The sequence below is a fragment of the Pseudomonas sp. Pse1 genome, assembly GCF_024519635.1.
Taxonomy (GTDB): domain Bacteria; phylum Pseudomonadota; class Gammaproteobacteria; order Pseudomonadales; family Pseudomonadaceae; genus Aquipseudomonas.
Genome location: NZ_JALJRO010000028.1, coordinates 1 through 15,244 on the forward strand (window position 1 = coordinate 1; position 15,244 = coordinate 15,244).

The 15,244-nt window shown below is 65.0% G+C and carries 13 protein-coding genes; 9 read left to right on the forward strand and 4 right to left on the reverse strand.

Annotated features, from left to right (window positions below):
- Positions 1 to 155 precede the first annotated feature (155 nt).
- Genes NR126_RS26185 through NR126_RS26195 form a run of 3 tightly spaced genes read right to left on the reverse strand, consistent with a single transcriptional unit; the run spans position 156 to position 3,034 of the window.
- A complete protein-coding gene (locus NR126_RS26185) occupies positions 156 to 719 on the reverse strand; it encodes a TetR/AcrR family transcriptional regulator (RefSeq protein WP_256832308.1) in 564 nt (187 codons plus the stop codon).
- Positions 720 to 725: 6 nt separating this feature from the next.
- Positions 726 to 2,054 (reverse strand): MFS transporter, encoded by a 1,329-nt coding sequence (locus NR126_RS26190; protein ID WP_105755322.1) that lies wholly within the window; start codon positions 2,052 to 2,054, stop codon positions 726 to 728.
- Positions 2,051 to 3,034: a flavin reductase family protein gene (locus NR126_RS26195; protein WP_105755292.1), complete on the reverse strand. Its 984-nt coding sequence runs from the start codon at positions 3,032 to 3,034 to the stop codon at positions 2,051 to 2,053. Before NR126_RS26195 ends, NR126_RS26190 begins: the two co-directional genes overlap by 4 nt.
- 171 nt (positions 3,035 to 3,205) lie before the next feature.
- On the opposite strand from NR126_RS26195, the gene NR126_RS26200 reads away from it, so the two are divergent.
- The 5 genes from NR126_RS26200 (at position 3,206) to NR126_RS26220 (ending at position 10,819) form a co-directional block, all read left to right on the forward strand.
- Positions 3,206 to 4,669 (forward strand): coniferyl aldehyde dehydrogenase, encoded by a 1,464-nt coding sequence (locus NR126_RS26200; protein ID WP_256832331.1) that lies wholly within the window; start codon positions 3,206 to 3,208, stop codon positions 4,667 to 4,669.
- 113 nt (positions 4,670 to 4,782) lie between these two features.
- The gene (locus NR126_RS26205; protein WP_256832309.1) at positions 4,783 to 6,351 is read left to right on the forward strand and encodes an amidase; all 1,569 of its coding nucleotides are present in this window, start codon (positions 4,783 to 4,785) and stop codon (positions 6,349 to 6,351) included.
- Between the two features lie 271 nt (positions 6,352 to 6,622).
- On the forward strand, positions 6,623 to 8,338 hold the full coding sequence (locus tag NR126_RS26210; RefSeq protein WP_256832310.1) for an FAD-dependent oxidoreductase: 1,716 nt from the start codon (positions 6,623 to 6,625) through the stop codon (positions 8,336 to 8,338).
- A 10-nt stretch (positions 8,339 to 8,348) separates the two neighbouring features.
- Positions 8,349 to 10,046, forward strand: coding sequence for an FAD-binding protein (locus NR126_RS26215; RefSeq protein WP_105755288.1), 1,698 nt, complete (start codon positions 8,349 to 8,351; stop codon positions 10,044 to 10,046).
- The gene (locus NR126_RS26220) at positions 10,043 to 10,819 is read left to right on the forward strand and encodes an SDR family oxidoreductase (protein ID WP_105755287.1); all 777 of its coding nucleotides are present in this window, start codon (positions 10,043 to 10,045) and stop codon (positions 10,817 to 10,819) included. Before NR126_RS26215 ends, NR126_RS26220 begins: the two co-directional genes overlap by 4 nt.
- Before the next feature lie 149 nt (positions 10,820 to 10,968).
- On the opposite strand, the gene NR126_RS26225 is transcribed toward NR126_RS26220, so the two are convergent.
- Positions 10,969 to 11,754 carry an enoyl-CoA hydratase gene (locus tag NR126_RS26225; protein WP_105755321.1) on the reverse strand — a complete coding sequence of 262 codons (786 nt, stop codon included), beginning with the start codon at positions 11,752 to 11,754 and terminating at the stop codon, positions 10,969 to 10,971.
- A gap of 142 nt (positions 11,755 to 11,896) precedes the next feature.
- Between NR126_RS26225 and NR126_RS26230 the strand changes: the two genes are divergently transcribed.
- From NR126_RS26230 to NR126_RS26245, 4 genes are read left to right on the forward strand one after another with little or no spacing between them, the layout of a single operon-like run.
- Positions 11,897 to 12,682: an SDR family oxidoreductase gene (locus tag NR126_RS26230; RefSeq protein ID WP_256832311.1), complete on the forward strand. Its 786-nt coding sequence runs from the start codon at positions 11,897 to 11,899 to the stop codon at positions 12,680 to 12,682.
- A 56-nt stretch (positions 12,683 to 12,738) separates the two neighbouring features.
- A complete protein-coding gene (locus NR126_RS26235; RefSeq protein WP_105755285.1) occupies positions 12,739 to 13,707 on the forward strand; it encodes a bifunctional MaoC family dehydratase N-terminal/OB-fold nucleic acid binding domain-containing protein in 969 nt (322 codons plus the stop codon).
- A gap of 9 nt (positions 13,708 to 13,716) precedes the next feature.
- Positions 13,717 to 14,850, forward strand: a complete 1,134-nt coding sequence (locus NR126_RS26240) for an acyl-CoA dehydrogenase family protein (RefSeq protein WP_256832312.1) — start codon at positions 13,717 to 13,719, stop codon at positions 14,848 to 14,850.
- Entirely contained in the window at positions 14,822 to 15,241 is a 420-nt protein-coding gene (locus NR126_RS26245; RefSeq protein WP_105755283.1) for a MaoC family dehydratase, read from the forward strand. The genes NR126_RS26240 and NR126_RS26245 overlap by 29 nt, the downstream gene beginning before the upstream one ends.
- Positions 15,242 to 15,244: the final 3 nt, after the last annotated feature.

Genomic DNA, 15,244 nt, shown 5'->3' on the forward strand with positions numbered 1-15,244 from the left:
CCGATGATCTTTATCAGGTGATGATGTCGGTGCGTCGATTCAAGGATGACAAGCGGCCTACGGAGGATCGCTACCTGATTACCTTGAGCATTGCCGAACCCTGGATGAAGCGCTGACCGTCTCGCCCCCCGCTGGCAGGCAGCGTGGGGGCAGTCCTATGTCGAACGAACCGCCGACGCCAAACCCACCAGCCGCCTCACCCCCTCACTCACCTGCGCCTCGCTCGCCACCGCGCTGTACCAATGCGCCTGCCCGAACAACAGCCCAATCACCGCATTAGCCATTCCGCCCTCGGCGTCGCCAATGATCCCCCGCAGCAGCGCCGCATACTGCTCCTTCAAACCGACAATGCGCCGCTTCTGCCCCTCGTCCAGATTGGTAAATTCACGGCAGATCAAGCTCAACGGGTGCGGTTGCTCGGCATGAAATTCCATGAACCCGCGCACGAACAATTCCAGGCGTTTGCCAGGGCTGCGTGCGCCTTTCAAGCGTTGGCTGGTGTGCTGCACAAGGTCGCTCAAACCGCTCTCGATCAGCTCGAAGAGCAACGCCTGTTTGTTGTCGATGTGGTGGTACAGCGAGCCGGGTTGCAGGCCGAGGTGGCTGGCCAGGTCGCGCAGGCCGATGGCTTGGTAGCCGTGCTCGGCGAACAGTTCGGCGGCGGCCTCGAGCAGGCGTTCGCGGGGGCTGGGCAGGGCGGTGGCGAGGTTTGTGGCCATGGCAGCTTATCCGGCGTGGCGATAGTGGGAGGGGGCGGCGTGGCGGGCGGTGCGCAGCAGCAACAGCACGGCGCAGAGGATCGGCAGGTTCACCAGTAGCAGCGCGTAGCGCAGTGATTGCTGGCCGAATTGCGGCAGCAACAGGTCACTGAGCAGGCCGGTGAGCAGCGGTCCGACGCCGACCCCGAGCAGGGTGCTGACGATGGTCTGCAGGGCCATGGCGGTGCCGCGGCGGGGGGCCGGGACCAGCTGGGTGACCAGGTTGTACGACGGCGCGACCCACCACACGGCGAAGAACGAATACAGCGCGCACCAGAGCATGGCAGCGGGAATCGGCACGTTGCCCAGGCGCGTCAGCAGGGTGTCAGACCACAGCAGGTAGGGGACCAGCGCACACAGGGCCGTCAGGTGGCCGATCACTGGAATCGACACCTGCCAGTGCGGATGACGCCGGCACAGGCGGTCGCTGAGCCAGCCGCTGAACAGCCCGCCAATACCCGCCGAAATACCGCAGATGACCCCCGCCAGCAAGCCGGCGTGTTGCAGCGACAGGCCATGGGAGCGCACCAGAAAACTGGTGTTCCACATGCCCACCGCATAGGAGCTGAGGGTGGTCAGGCCGCCGGCGAGGATCAGGCAGCGGTAGGCCGGCAACGCCCACAACTTGCGGGCTTCGGCACCCATGCCGAGCAGCGCCGGGTGGGCCGGGGCGTGGGGTGTGAGATCCCAGCGCCCGCGTTGTGGTTCACGGACCAGCGCGGCGAGGATGGTGCAAAACACCAGGGCCGGCAGGCCGAGGGCGATAAATGCGCTGCGCCAGCCGTAGTGCTCGACCACCCAGGCGCCGATGCTCAGGCCGATGATCGAGGAAAAGGTCGGCGCTGCGGTAAAGCAACTGATGGCGAACGAACGCCGTTGCGGCGGGTACAGGTCGGCGATCAACGACAGCGAGGCCGAGGTGGTCGGCGACTCGCTGATCGCCACCAGCATCCGCGCCACCGCCAGCGCCACGAAACTGCCGGCCCAGCCACAGGCGATGGTCGCCAGCGCCCACAGCAGACAAGACAGGGCCAGCAGGCGCACGCGCGGCATGCGGTCCACCAGCCGACCCGCCGGCAGGCCCATCAGCGCATAGACCGCGGCAAACGCCAGGCCGGAGATCAGGCCGATGGCGGTATCGCCGACGCCGAACTCGGCCTTGATCGGCTCGACCATCACCGCGAGGATCTGCCGGCCGACGAAGTTGTCGGCAAACACCAGGGCCAGCAACAGCAGCAGGCCATGGCTGCGCCAGCCGACTTTGGCCGCCGGCAACGCGCCCTGGTGCACGGTCATCGCGGCGCCCACAGGTCAGGCAAGCCAGGGTCACTGACCACGATCAGGCGCTTGAGCAGGACTTTCAGGGCTTGCGCGTCGGCGGCACCGAGCTTGCTCGACAGGTCCTCTTCCACGGCCTTGGCCAATGCCAGTTGATGCACCGAGACTTCGCGGCCCTGGGCTGTGAGCACAAAGCGCAGCGCTTCGCTGCTGCCTTCGAAGGCGACCAGGCGCTGGCGCTCGAGGAAACGCATGCTCGCCAGGGTCACTTCACGGCCGGTGTAGGTGACGAAGGTGTTGATTTCGTCGAGGGTCATGTTGTCGCGGATGCACAGGATCGACAGCACAAAAAACGACTGCTCATCCAGTTGCTGGCTGTTAAGCAACTGGCGCAAGGCGTTCAACGCCTGGTAGTGCGCACGGCCCAGCAGATAGCCGAGCAGGTCTTCGGTGTAGCTGCACTCCGGTGGCGGCGGGGTGGTCGCCAGGCGCAGTTCGCTGCGTGGCTTGCGCGTGGCCAGGGCATATTGACCGCTCTGGAACGCCAGCGGCGCGCGGTCGCTGTGGTCGAAGGCGAGCACTTCGCCAACGAAAATCACGTGGTCGCCGCCCTCGTACTGGAACGCCGTGCGGCATTGGAAACGCGCGGTGCAATCCTGCAGCAACGGTGCCTCGCTGACGCCGTTGTCCAACTCGATTTCGGCGAATTTGTCTTCGCCCTGGGTGGCGAAACGGCCGGACAGGGTCTCCTGCTCGGTAGACAACACATGCACGTTCCAGTGCTTGCCGTTGCTGAACACCGGCAGGCTGCGCGCCTGCTTGGACAGGCTCCACAGTACCAGCGGCGGATTCAGCGACACCGAGTTGAAACTGTTGGCGGTGATGCCCACCGGCGAGCCGTCTTCGCTCTGGGTGGTGATGATCGTGACCCCGGTGGTGAAGGTGCCAAGCGCGGCACGGAAGGCCTGGGGATCGAAACTGATGTTTTGCATTGCCATGACTGGCCTCATGGGGTGGGGATTTTCGTATGGCCAGTATTGGGCGATTGTGGTGGCCAAACATCGTCTCAACGGACTAACGCTAATGCAGGGACATCGTCCGATTGGACGTGGTCGCACAGGGCGCGGCGCGGCTAGGGTAGCGCCAGGCGCATCGGGCGCTCACCGGCCATCGAGCCAACCTGCAAGGGGATAACAATGAGTTCAGCGACGTCTTCACCACAGGCCCTGGGCAGCCTGCTGGCGCAACAGCAAAGCGCCTTTGCCAGCGCCGGCCATGTCAGTGCCGACACCCGCCGCCAGCGCCTGCAACAGGTCATCGATTTGCTGGTGCAGCACCACGAGGCATTGACCACCGCTATCGACCAAGACTTTGGCGGACGTCCCGCCGGTTTTTCGTTGATGAACGACGTGCTGGGTGCGCTGGCCTCGCTCAAATACGCTCGCGATCATTTGCAGGCATGGATGCAGGACGAGCCGCGTGAAGTGTTCGCGCCCTATGATCAACTCGGCGCCCGCGCCTGGGTGATGTATCAGGGCAAAGGCTCGGTGGGCATCCTCGGCACCTGGAATGCGCCGCTCTATACCCTGTTCAGCCCGCTGGCCTCGGCGTTGGCCGCCGGCAATCGGGCGATCCTCAAGCCCTCGGAAGTGGTGCCGCGCACCGCCGAACTGCTGGCGAAGTTGTGCGCCGAACACCTCGACCCGCGGGTGGTGGCGGTGGTCAACGGCGGGCCTGAGTTGGGCGAAGCCTTCAGCAGCCAGCCGTTCGATCACCTGGTGTTCACCGGCAGCACGGCGGTCGGTCGACTGGTCATGGCCAACGCCGCGAAAAACCTGGTGCCGGTGACCCTGGAGCTGGGCGGCAAGTCGCCGGTGATCGTGTCGCGCAGTGCCGACCTGCAGAAAGCCGCCTTCAGCATCGCCGCCGGCAAGGCCAGCAATGGTGGGCAGATTTGCATCAACCCGGACCTGGTCTACGTGCCCAATGCTCAGCTTGAAGACTTCCTCGCGGCCTTGCGCGGTGCCTATCGCGACCTCAACCCGACAGTCGCAGGTAATCCGGATGTGGTGGCGGTGGTCAATCAGCGTCATTTGCAGCGGGTCGAAGGCCTGGTGGCGGACGCCGAGTCCCGTGGCGCGCGTATCGAATGCCTGCCCGAAGTCCTGCCGGTGGACAGCGAAGACCGCCGTCGACCGCTGCGGGTGGTGGTGGATCCGCCGGCGGACACCCAGATCATGCACGAGGAAATCTTCGGCCCGGCCATGGTCGTGTTGAGTTACCACGACCTGGATCAGGTCATCGCCCAGATCAATAGCCGGCCACGGCCGCTGGCGCTGTACTACTTCGGCGAGGACCACGCCGAGCAACGCCAGGTGCTGGAGCAGACGCTGTCCGGTGGGGTGACCATCAACGACGTGATGATGCACGCCGCCCTGCACGATGCGCCGTTCGGCGGTATCGGCGCTTCCGGCATGGGTCATTACCACGGCCGCGAAGGCTTTCTGCAGTTCAGTCATATGCGCACCGTGTTCAAGGCCCCGGCCCACGATCCGCGTCGCGAATGGGGCCTGCTGCCGCCCTATGGCGAGCATTACCTGGCGGCCATGCTGGCTGGGGTCACCTGCGACTGATTGCAGCGCCGGCGATTCGCTGGCGCAAATCCGCTGCGGCACCGATGATGTGATCCGCAGCGCCGACCGCGAACCACTTCCCGATCACTTACGACAAGGGCGCGACCGTACCCATGGAAAACCAAGACAACCCCGTACCACCATCCACCACCGGCTGGCCGCGCCGCAGTGTGCTTAAGGCCGGAGCCGTCGCTGTTGGCGTCGGCCTTCTGGGACGCTTCGCCGAGGTCCGTGCCCAAGGGCTGTCGGCCGGCGACTACCAGGCCATGGATGCCTGGGCCATGAGCCAAGCGATCCGCAGCGGTGAACTGAGCGCCGACGAGCTGCTGGCGGCGGCTCTGGCGCGTTACAACGAGGTCAATCCCAGGGTTAATGCGGTGAACATGCTGCACGAGGCCTACGCCCGCGACGTGCTCGCCCGCCGCCGCGCCGCGGGCACCCTGAACCAGGGCGCCCTGGCCGGCGTGCCGCTACTGATCAAGGACCTCAATACCGGCCTGCAGGGCACCGTCACCAGCAACGGCAGTCGGATGTTCAAGGACTCGCCACCGGCGGCCCGCACCAGCACCCTGATCGCCCGCTACGAGCAGGCTGGCGCGGTGCCGTTCGGCAAGACCACCTGCCCGGAGTTCGGCCTGACCACCACCACCGAATCCCTGGCCTGGGGCCAGACCCGCAACCCATGGAACCTGGCCATGAGTGCCGGTGGCTCGTCCGGTGGCGCGGCGGCGGCAGTGGCGGCGGGGATTGTGCCGGTGGCCCACGCCACCGACGGCGGCGGCTCGATACGGATTCCGGCGTCCTATTGCGCACTGGTCGGGCTCAAGCCTAGCCGCTACCGGACCCCGAGCGGACCGCTGCATTTCGAAGGCTGGTTCGGTGCCAGCGTGGCCAATGTGGTCTCACGTACGGTGCGCGACACCGCGCTGTTCCTTGATGCCGGGCAGGGCCATGAAGCGGGCAGCGCCTATTGGCTGCCGCCGCTGGCACGGCCATATGTCGAAGAACTGCAGCGCGAACCGGGCAAATTGCGGGTCGCGGTGGTCCGCCAGTCGCTGACCGGTGCGCCGCTGGAACCGGCGATTGCCGCGACTCTGGAGCAGACCATCAAGCAACTGCAAGCCCTCGGCCATGAACTCGACGAGCTGACGCTGAATGTCGATCCACGGCAGTTGTTCGGCGCCCACGGCATGGTCATCGGCACTGCGCTGCGCAGCCTGATCGAGGAGCGTCAGCAAGTGCTTGGTCGCGAGGCCACGGCCCAGGATCTGGAACAGATCACCCGGGTCAACCTGCAACGCTCGAAAGGCGGCAGCAGCGTCGACCTGTACCGTGCACGGCAGTCGTTTGAAAGCATTGGCGCGACCATGGAACAGCACTTCGAGCGCTATGACGTGATCCTGTCGCCGGTCACCGGCAGCCTCACCCCGAAACTCGGCCTGCTGTCCCTCGACCAACCCTGGGACACCTATGTCAACCACGCCATGGGCAGCGCCGGCTTCACCGTGCTGGCCAACGTCAGCGGCCAACCGGCAATCTCCCTGCCGCTGGGCCAGAGCGACAGCGGTATGCCGGTGGGCATGATGTTCACCGCACACCTGGGCGGCGAAGACGTCCTGCTGCGCCTCGCCGCACAACTGGAACAGGCCCATCCGTGGGCGGCCAGAAGGGCCAGGGTGTAATCCCCATTTCCTGTGGTGAATGGGTTGGCCTCATCGCTGGCAAGCCAGCTCCTGCAGGGATCGCGGTGCACGCAGAAATTGTGTTCGACCGCAATCCCTGCAGGGGCGGGCTTGCCCGCGATGAACCCGAGAGCGCTGCGGATGACTGCCCCTAGTCCAGATTGACGATGAACCCCTCCCTTCGCACCCCTGATCATGGGCTGCACTCCGCCAGCGCACCCGCTGCGTCGTCGGCGGTTTCTTCCTGACCTCAGCTAATGGCATAACAACAATGACGGCTCAAGTTCAGTCTCAGGCCCGGTACGACGTGATCGTCGTCGGTTCGGGCGCCGGCGCGATGACCTCGGCGGTATTTCTGGCCGACCAGGGTTTAAGCGTCCTGGTGGTGGAAAAAAGCAACCAGTACGGCGGCACCTCGGCGATTTCCGGTGGCGGTATCTGGATCCCCAACAACCACTACTTCGCCCGCATCAACGGCAACGACAGCTATGCTACCGCGCTGACCTACCTCAAGGCCGCGGCCGGCGAGCATGTCGAGGAAGTACGCCTGCGGGCCTACCTGGACAACGCGCCGAAGATGATCGAAGCGCTCACCCGCACCAGCCGGGTACGCTATGCGGTGGCGGCCAAGTACCCCGACTATTACCCGCACCTGCCAGGCGCCCTGGCCGGTGGTCGCACCCTTGACCCGGAATTGTTCGACACCAGCTTGCTCGGCGATGAACTGGCCAACCTGCGCAAGCCGTCGCCCTCGACGCTGTTGATGGGCTGTATCGCCTGGACCGCGCGGGATGCGCACAAGGTCATGGCTCGCAGTTTCGGCTGGCGCCTGCTGATCATGAAGCTGATGCTGCGCTACAAGCTGGACTTCAAATGGCGGCGCAAGAGCAAAGGCAAAATTGATCGCCGCGCCTCCCTCGGCAGTTCGCTGGTGGCCTCGCTGCGCCGCTCGCTAATGGATCGTCAGGTGCCGCTGTGGCTCAACACCGATTTTTGTGGACTGATTAGTGACAACGGTCGGGTCACCGGGATCACCGTGCAGCAGGGGGACACCGAGCGCCAGTTGTATGCGCGCCGTGGGGTGATCCTCGCCTCGGGCGGTTTCGAACAGAATCAGGCGCTGCGCGACCAGTACCTGCCCAAGCCCAATCGCCAGGCCTGGAGTGCCACTCCGCCGGGCAATAACACCGGCGCGGCACTCACCGCAGGCCTTGGACAGGGCGCGGCCACCGCGTTGCTGGACTGGGCCTGGTGGGCACCGACCATTGCCGTACCGGGTGAAGAAAAACCCCGGGGGATCTTCGCCGAACGCGCGTTCCCCGGCGCTATCGTGGTCAACGGTCAGGGCCAGCGCTTTGTCAACGAAGCGGCGCCGTACCTGGAGTTCGTCGATGCGATGTACAAGGACGACAACAGGACCGGCGGCAAATCGGTTCCAGCCTGGGTGATCTTCGACGCGCATTTCCGTTTCAACTACGCCATGGGCCCGCTGATGCCGGGTCAGGTAGTGCCCGACAGCCGCCTGCGCAAAGAGTGGCTGAACAAGCTGTACTGGAAGGCCGAGACGCTGGAGGGCCTGGCCCGGCAGATCGGTGTCGATGCCGCCGGCCTGGAAGCCACCGCGCGCAAAATCAACGATTACGCCAGCTCCGGTGTCGACCTCGACTTCGGCCGTGGCGGCAACGTCTTCGACCGCTATTACGGCGACAGTAACGTCAAGCCCAACCCGTGCCTGGCGCCGCTGCGCAAAGGCCCGTTCTATGCGATGCGCCTGGATGCCGGCGATATCGGCACCAAAGGTGGTCTGCTGACCAACCAACACGCCCAGGTGGTGCGCGAAGACGGCAGCGCCATCGACGGCCTGTATGCGATCGGCAACTGCTCGGCATCGGTGATGGGCACCAGCTATCCGGGCGCCGGCGGCACTCTCGGGCCGGCCATGACCTTCGGCTACGTCGCCGCCAATCACCTGGCGCGCCAGGGTTAGGAGGTGGGCTATGTCGATGTCTGAAAATCTTCCCGCCACAGAGGTGCTGCCAGCCTTGCACGTGGACGACAGCAGCAGCGTCGCCTGGGACCAATTGTGCGATGTGCTGGTAGTGGGCTGGGGCGCGGCCGGTGCCTGTGCCGCCCTTGAGGCATGCGCCCGAGGTGCCGACGTGCTGATCGCCGACCGCTTCACCGGCGGCGGTGCCAGCGCCAAGAGCGGCGGGGTGGTGTATGCCGGTGGCGGCACCCGTCATCAACAGGCGGCCGGCTTCAACGACAGTCCCGAAGCCATGTTCGACTACCTCAAGCATGAAACCTGCAATGTGGTCAGCGACGAAACCCTGTGGCGCTTCTGTGCCGACAGCGTGAGCAACCTGCAATGGCTGGAAGGCCACGGCGCACCCTACGGACACCAGATGCCGCCGGGGGGAAAGACTTCCTATCCGTCCGATGGCTACTTCCTTTATTACTCGGGTAACGAGCTGGTACCGAGCCACAGCGGGCCGTTGCCGCCAGCGCCACGCGGGCATCGCACCGTGGGCAAGGGCCAGGGTGGCGCGGTGTTGTTTGCCCATCTCAAGGCAGCATGTCTGAAAGCCGGCGCCCGACCACTGTTGCAGGCCGCCGCACGGCGCTTGGTGGTTGATGCGCAGGGGCGGGTGCTGGGTGTCGAGTTCTGGTGCCTGGCCGAAGGCAGTCGAGAAGCGCAACTGCATGCCCGCCTCGCGGCGCGCGCTGAACGCCTGCAGAACTTTGCCCCGGGCTACTGCAACAAGCTGCGCAAGAAAATCTGCCAGCTGGAACGGGATTTCGCACGACCACGCCGGGTTCGGGCACGCAACGGGGTGATCCTCAGTACCGGCGGTTTTATCTTCAATCGGCAGATGCTCGAACAACACGCGCCGAAATTTCGTCGCAACTTCAAGGTCGGCGCCACCGGTTGCGATGGCAGCGGTCTGCGCCTGGGCGCCAGTGTTGGCGGGCAGGGCATCGGGCTTGAGCGGGTCTCGGCCTGGCGCTTTCTCAATCCGCCCTACAGTTGGCACAAGGGCATCGTCGTCAACCGTCAAGGCCAGCGCTTTTGCAACGAAGAAGTCTACGGCGCCACCCTCGGCCAGCCATTGATGGAAGAGCAGGGCGGCAAGGCCTGGCTGGTGCTCGATGCACCGTTGCGCAAGAAGGCGATTCGCGAGGCGTTGTTCGGGGGCTATTGGTGGTTCCAGAGTTTTCCGGCGCTGGCACTGATGCTGTTCAAGGTGCGCAAGGGCCAGAGCTTGAGCGAACTGGCCGGCGCCACCTTGATGGATCCGGCAGCGTTGCGCGATTCGGTGTTGGCCGCCAACGCCGCTGCCCGTGGCGAGGCGCCGGAGCCGTTCGGCAAGTCCGAGGGCGGGCGTCAGGTGCTGGAGCAGGGACCGTTTTACGCCTGCGATATTTCCGTGACCAACCCGGTGTTTCCGCTGGGCGCCTTGACCCTTGGCGGGCTGCGGGTGGATGAGGGCAGTGGCGCGGTACTGGATGACCAGGGCCAGGCAATTGCGGGACTGTATGCGGCCGGGCGCACAGCCTTGGGCATCCCTTCGCACCTGTACATCAGCGGCCTGTCCCTGGCTGACTGTGTGTTCTCCGGCCGGCGCGCCGGGGCCAGCGTGGCCCGTGCTGCGCAGCCATCCCCCTCGACCCACGCACATGAGATGACACCATGACCGACTCAACAAACAGCAACGGCCGGGTTCACGGTAAGGTGGCGCTGGTCACCGGTGGCGCCAGGGGCATCGGCGCCGCCAGCGTGCGGGCGTTGGTGGCCGAAGGCGCGCGGGTACTGATCAGCGACCTCGATGTCGAAGCCGGCCAGGCCCTGGCGACCGAACTCGGCGCGGCGGCCGCCTTTATCCGCCACGATGTCAGCAGCGAGGAGCAGTGGCGCGAGGTGATCGGCCATCTGCGCGAGCACTACGGACGCCTGGATATTCTGGTCAACAATGCAGGGATCCTGATCTGCGGTAGCCTCGAAGAAACCAGCCTCGCCGACTGGCACAAAATGCTGCGGGTGAACGCCGACAGCGTGTTCCTCGGCTGTCGTGAAGGCATTGCGTTGATGAAGGACCGCGGTGGCTCGATCATCAATCTGTCGTCCATTGCAGCCCTGGCCGGGCGTGACGATTACCTGGCCTATAGCGCCTCCAAGGGCGCCGTGGCGGCGTTGTCGCGCTCGGTGGCGGTGCTGTGCCGGCGGCGCAAATACCGCATCCGCTGCAACACCCTGCACCCGGATGGAGTGCTGACCGATATGACCCGCGGCGGATTTCCCCAGGGTGTCGACCCGGACCGTCTGACCATCGACAGCGACCCGATGAACCGCATGTGCCGGCCCGAGGATGTGGCGGCCAGTGTGTTGTTTTTGGCCAGTGACGAGGCGAGGGCGATCAATGGGGTGGAGTTGCGTATAGATAGCGGGCAGATGGTGATGAGTATCTAAGCGATGGGTTCGCTCCTTTGCTTCCCTGCTCCTGTGTAGGAGCGAGCTTGTTCGCGATGGCTATCTTTCGGCGTACACCGGAAAAAAGCCATCGCTAGCAGGCTAGCTCCCACAGAATATTCGCAGCTCACATGACGCATCGCCCGCGCCTAACTCCCCACAAACCGCGCCCCTCGTTTTTCAATAAACGCCTGCATCCCCTCCTTCTGATCCCGCGAAGCGAACAACAGCGCATTGGCCTTGCGCTCCAGCGCCAGGCCGGCCTCCAGCGGTGCATCCATGCCGGCGAGGATTACCTCCTTGATCTGCTCGGCAGCGAGCGCCGGCATTGCCGCGATGACCCGCGCCAACTCCAGGGCATGGGCTTGCACCTGATCATCATCCACCAGATCACTGACCAGGCCGGCCACCCAAGCCTCTTCAGCAGTGATCGGCTGCCCGGTCAGCGCCATGCGCATCGCCTTGACCTTGCCCACCGCGCGCACCAGGCGCTGGGTGCCGCCGATGCCGGGCATGATGCCGATGCGGATCTCTGGTTGGCAGAAGCGCGCGCTGCGGCCGGCGACGATCAGGTCGGCGTGCATCGCCAGTTCGCAGCCGCCGCCATAGGCATAGCCGCAAACCGCCGCGATCACCGGTTTCGGGCAATGCTGGATCGGCCCCCAGACTCGCTCAGTGTGGCGCTTGTAGATATCAATGGCACCGACCCCGGCCATGCTATTGATGTCGCCCCCGGCCGCGAACACCTGGTCGCCGCCGGTCAGGACGATGCAACGCACCTGCGGATCGAGCGCCAGTTCGCTGAAATGCTCTGACAGCAGCGCCTGCAACTCCAGGCTCAGGGCGTTGGTCGCCTGGGGCCGGTTGAGGCGCAGCAGGGCAACGCCGGGCAGGGGGTGTTCCAGCAGGACCGGTGTAGCGGACACGTCGGACATGGTCATCCTCTTAAGCCTGAAAAAGCCGTAAATGGTCGCCAGTGTCCTGTTCGCGAGGGCGAACTTTCATCGTCCGTTCAGACGTAGTTTGCCCTGCAGTTCCTCCCTAGAGTGAGCCTTGTCAGTAGAAAAGGAGCACATGATGGAGCTGCATTCGGGTCTTGATTTCAGCGCCAAGGTGATACTCATCACCGGTGGCACCAAAGGCATCGGCGCCGGCATCGCGCTGGGATTCCTGGCGGCGAACGCCCGGGTGATTGTCTGTGCCCGGCGCGAGCCGGAACAGCTGCCAAGCCTCGGCGACAGGCGCGCCACCTTCATCGCGGCCGATGTGCGCGACCCCGATTCGCTGCAGCGCCTGTTCAACTGCATCGAGCGCGACTTCGGTCGTCTCGACGTGGTGATCAACAACGCCGGTGGCAGTCCGGCCGCCGATGCGGCCACGGCCTCGCCGCGCTTTCACGAAAGCATTATCAACCTGAACCTGATCGCCCCGTTCAACGTCGCCCAGCACGCCAACCGCCTGATGCAGGCCCAGGCGCAGGGCGGTTGCATCGTGTTCATCGGCAGCATCAGTGCGCTGCGTTCCTCGCCGGGCACCGCCGCTTACGGCGCGGCCAAGGCCGGGGTGCTGGCGTTGGTGCAGTCGCTGGCGGTGGAGTGGGGGCCGAAGGTACGGGTGGTCACGGTCAGCCCCGGGCTGGTACTGACCGAACAGGCTCATCTGCACTACGGCACCGAAGCCGGGATTGCCGCTGTGGCGGCGGGGATTCCGGCTGCGCGCATGGCAGTCGCCGAAGACATCGCCAACGCCTGCCTGTACCTCGCATCGCCCCTGGCCAGTTATGCCAGCGGCTGCAACCTGCTGCTGCACGGCGGTGGCGAACGCCCGGCATTCCTCGGTGCCGCGCAAGTATTGCCGACCTGATCGACCTACTGCGGCGACCGAGTTCGGGCGCCGCCTTCATTCTGAAGGAGACGACTTTGGCTGATCCACAATTGCTATCCAATGTGCGCGCCCTGGTGGGCCGCCAGTACGGCCGCGTGTACGCCTGGGACGAAATCAATGCGCCGATGATTCGCCAGTGGTGCGAAGTCATGGGCATCGACAACCCGCTGTACACCGACCCGCAGTTTGCCCTCGGCACTCAGCATGAAGGCCTGATTGCCCCGCCTGCGATGCTCCAGGTGTGGACGATGGAAGGCCTGCACGCCAACAACTATCCGCCTGGCTCCACCGACGAGAACCCCTACGAGGTGCTCAAGGAGATGGAAGCCTACGACTACAGTTCCACGGTGGCGGTCAACTCCGAGCTGAGCTTCACCCGTCCGGTGCGCCTCGGTGAAAAGCTCTACTACACGACGCGCCTGGATGCGGTCAGCGACGAGAAAACCACCGCCCTCGGCACCGGTTTCTTCGTCACCCTGGTGATGAGCCACTTTGTCGAAAAGGCCAGCGGTGACGAGCCGGTGGGCGAGTTACTGTTTCGCGTGTTCAAGTTCCGCCCGGCGCATGCTCAGGCACCTGCCAAGGTCGACGCTGCACCGGTCAAGCCCAAGCGCCCGCTGCCGGGGATCAGCGATGACACGCGGTTCTTCTGGGAAGGCTGCGCCCAAGGCCAACTGCTGATCCAGCGTTGCAGTGCGTGCCAGACCCTGCGCCATCCGCCGGCCCCGGTGTGCATCGAATGCCACAGCTTCGACTGGGACACCGTGCAAGCCAGTGGAGAGGCGACTCTGTATTCCTTCGTGGTCATGCATTACCCGCAAGTGCCGCCGTTCGACTACCCGAATCCGATCGGCCTGATCGAGCTGGCCGAGGGCGTGCGCCTGATCGCCGGGCTGGTGGGCATCGAGCGCAGCGAATTGAAGGTCGGCCAGCGTCTGCAGGTCGAGTTCCAGACCTTCGATGACCAGCAGACCCTGCCGCTATTCCGGCCGGTAGAGGCATAGGAGCCCCCAATGGATTTCGAATTGAGCGAAGACCAGCGCGCCATTGCCGAGATGGCCGACGGACTGTTTGTCGACCACTGCCATGACGACTACATGCGCCAGTGGGATGTCAGTGGCGAGCCAATGATGGCGCCGCTCTGGGCGTTGTGCATCGAGACTGGCCTGCAGGCCCTGGCGATTCCCGAGGAGCACGGCGGCAGTGGCCTGGGTATGACCGAGCTGATGCTGGTGCTGCAGGCCCAGGGCAAGGCCCTGGCCCAGGTGCCGTTGTGGCGGCATCAACTGGCGGCGGCAACCCTGGCGCGTTTTGCTGCCAGCGAGCATGCCCACTGGATTGCCCGGGCGGCGTCCGGCGCAGCCTTGCTGAGCCTGTCCCTGGACGGCCTGAACAACGCGCTGGGCATCGAGTTGCAGGCGCAACCGATGGCAGAGGGTTGGAGCTTGAGCGGTCGGGTCGCGGCCCTGTCCCTCGGCGATCAGGCCGCAGCAGCGCTGCTGGTGGTGCAGGCCGAAGGGCAGCCACGGCTGGTCCTTCTCGACCTCTCGGCGCCGCAGATCAAACGGATCCCGGCGGTGCTGACTCACGGCGAAGCCGTCACCGACCTGCACATCGACGGGCTGACGGTGGACTCTGCGGCGTTGTTGCCCAGTGACGCGGTGGCCTGGCTCGAGCTGCGCAGCGTCGCCGCCCTGGCCGCCCTGCAACTGGGCAGCAGTGAAGAGCAGATCCGCCGCACCGTGGCCTATGTCAGCGAGCGCCGGCAGTTCGAGCGCAGCATCGGCAGCTTCCAGGCAGTGCAGATGAGCATGGCCGACACCCATATCGCCGTCGAAGCCTTGCGCACCGCCTTGTGGCAGCTGGCCTACCGAATCGATGCCGACCTGCCAGCGCCCAGCGAGGCCCTGGCCACTGCCTGGCTGGCCTGTGAAGCCGGGCACCGCATCGGCCATGCCGCACAGCATGTGCACGGCGGTATTGGCGTCGACCTGACGTACCCGATTCACCGTTTTCTCTACTGGAGCCGCGGCCTGAGCCTTGCCTTGGGCGGTTCGGCGGCAAACCTGGAACGCCTCGGCGACTGGCTCAACGATAACGACAAGCTGGGATGGAAATATGACCTCCAAGAACACCAAGCGCTTTGAAGACGTGCGGGCCGGCGAAGCCCTGCCGGAACTGGCGGTGCCGATTACCGTGACCCTGATCAATGGCGGTGCTATCGCCACCCGCGACTACTTCCCCGGTCACCACGATGCGCAAGCGGCGCGGGAACTGGGCTCGCCGCACATCTTCATGAACATCCTCACCACCAATGGCCTGGTGCAGCGTTTCGTCGAGCAGTGGGCCGGTCCGCTGGCGCAGTTCACCGCGCTGAAAATCAAGCTCGGTGCGCCGAATTACCCCGGCGACTGCATGACCTTCAGTGGCAGCGTCAGTGCTGTCGATGCGCAGACTCGCTCGGTGGAAATCACCTTGAGCGGCAAAAATTCCATGGGCAACCACGTGACCGGCACGGTCGCGCTGGTCCTGCCCTGATAG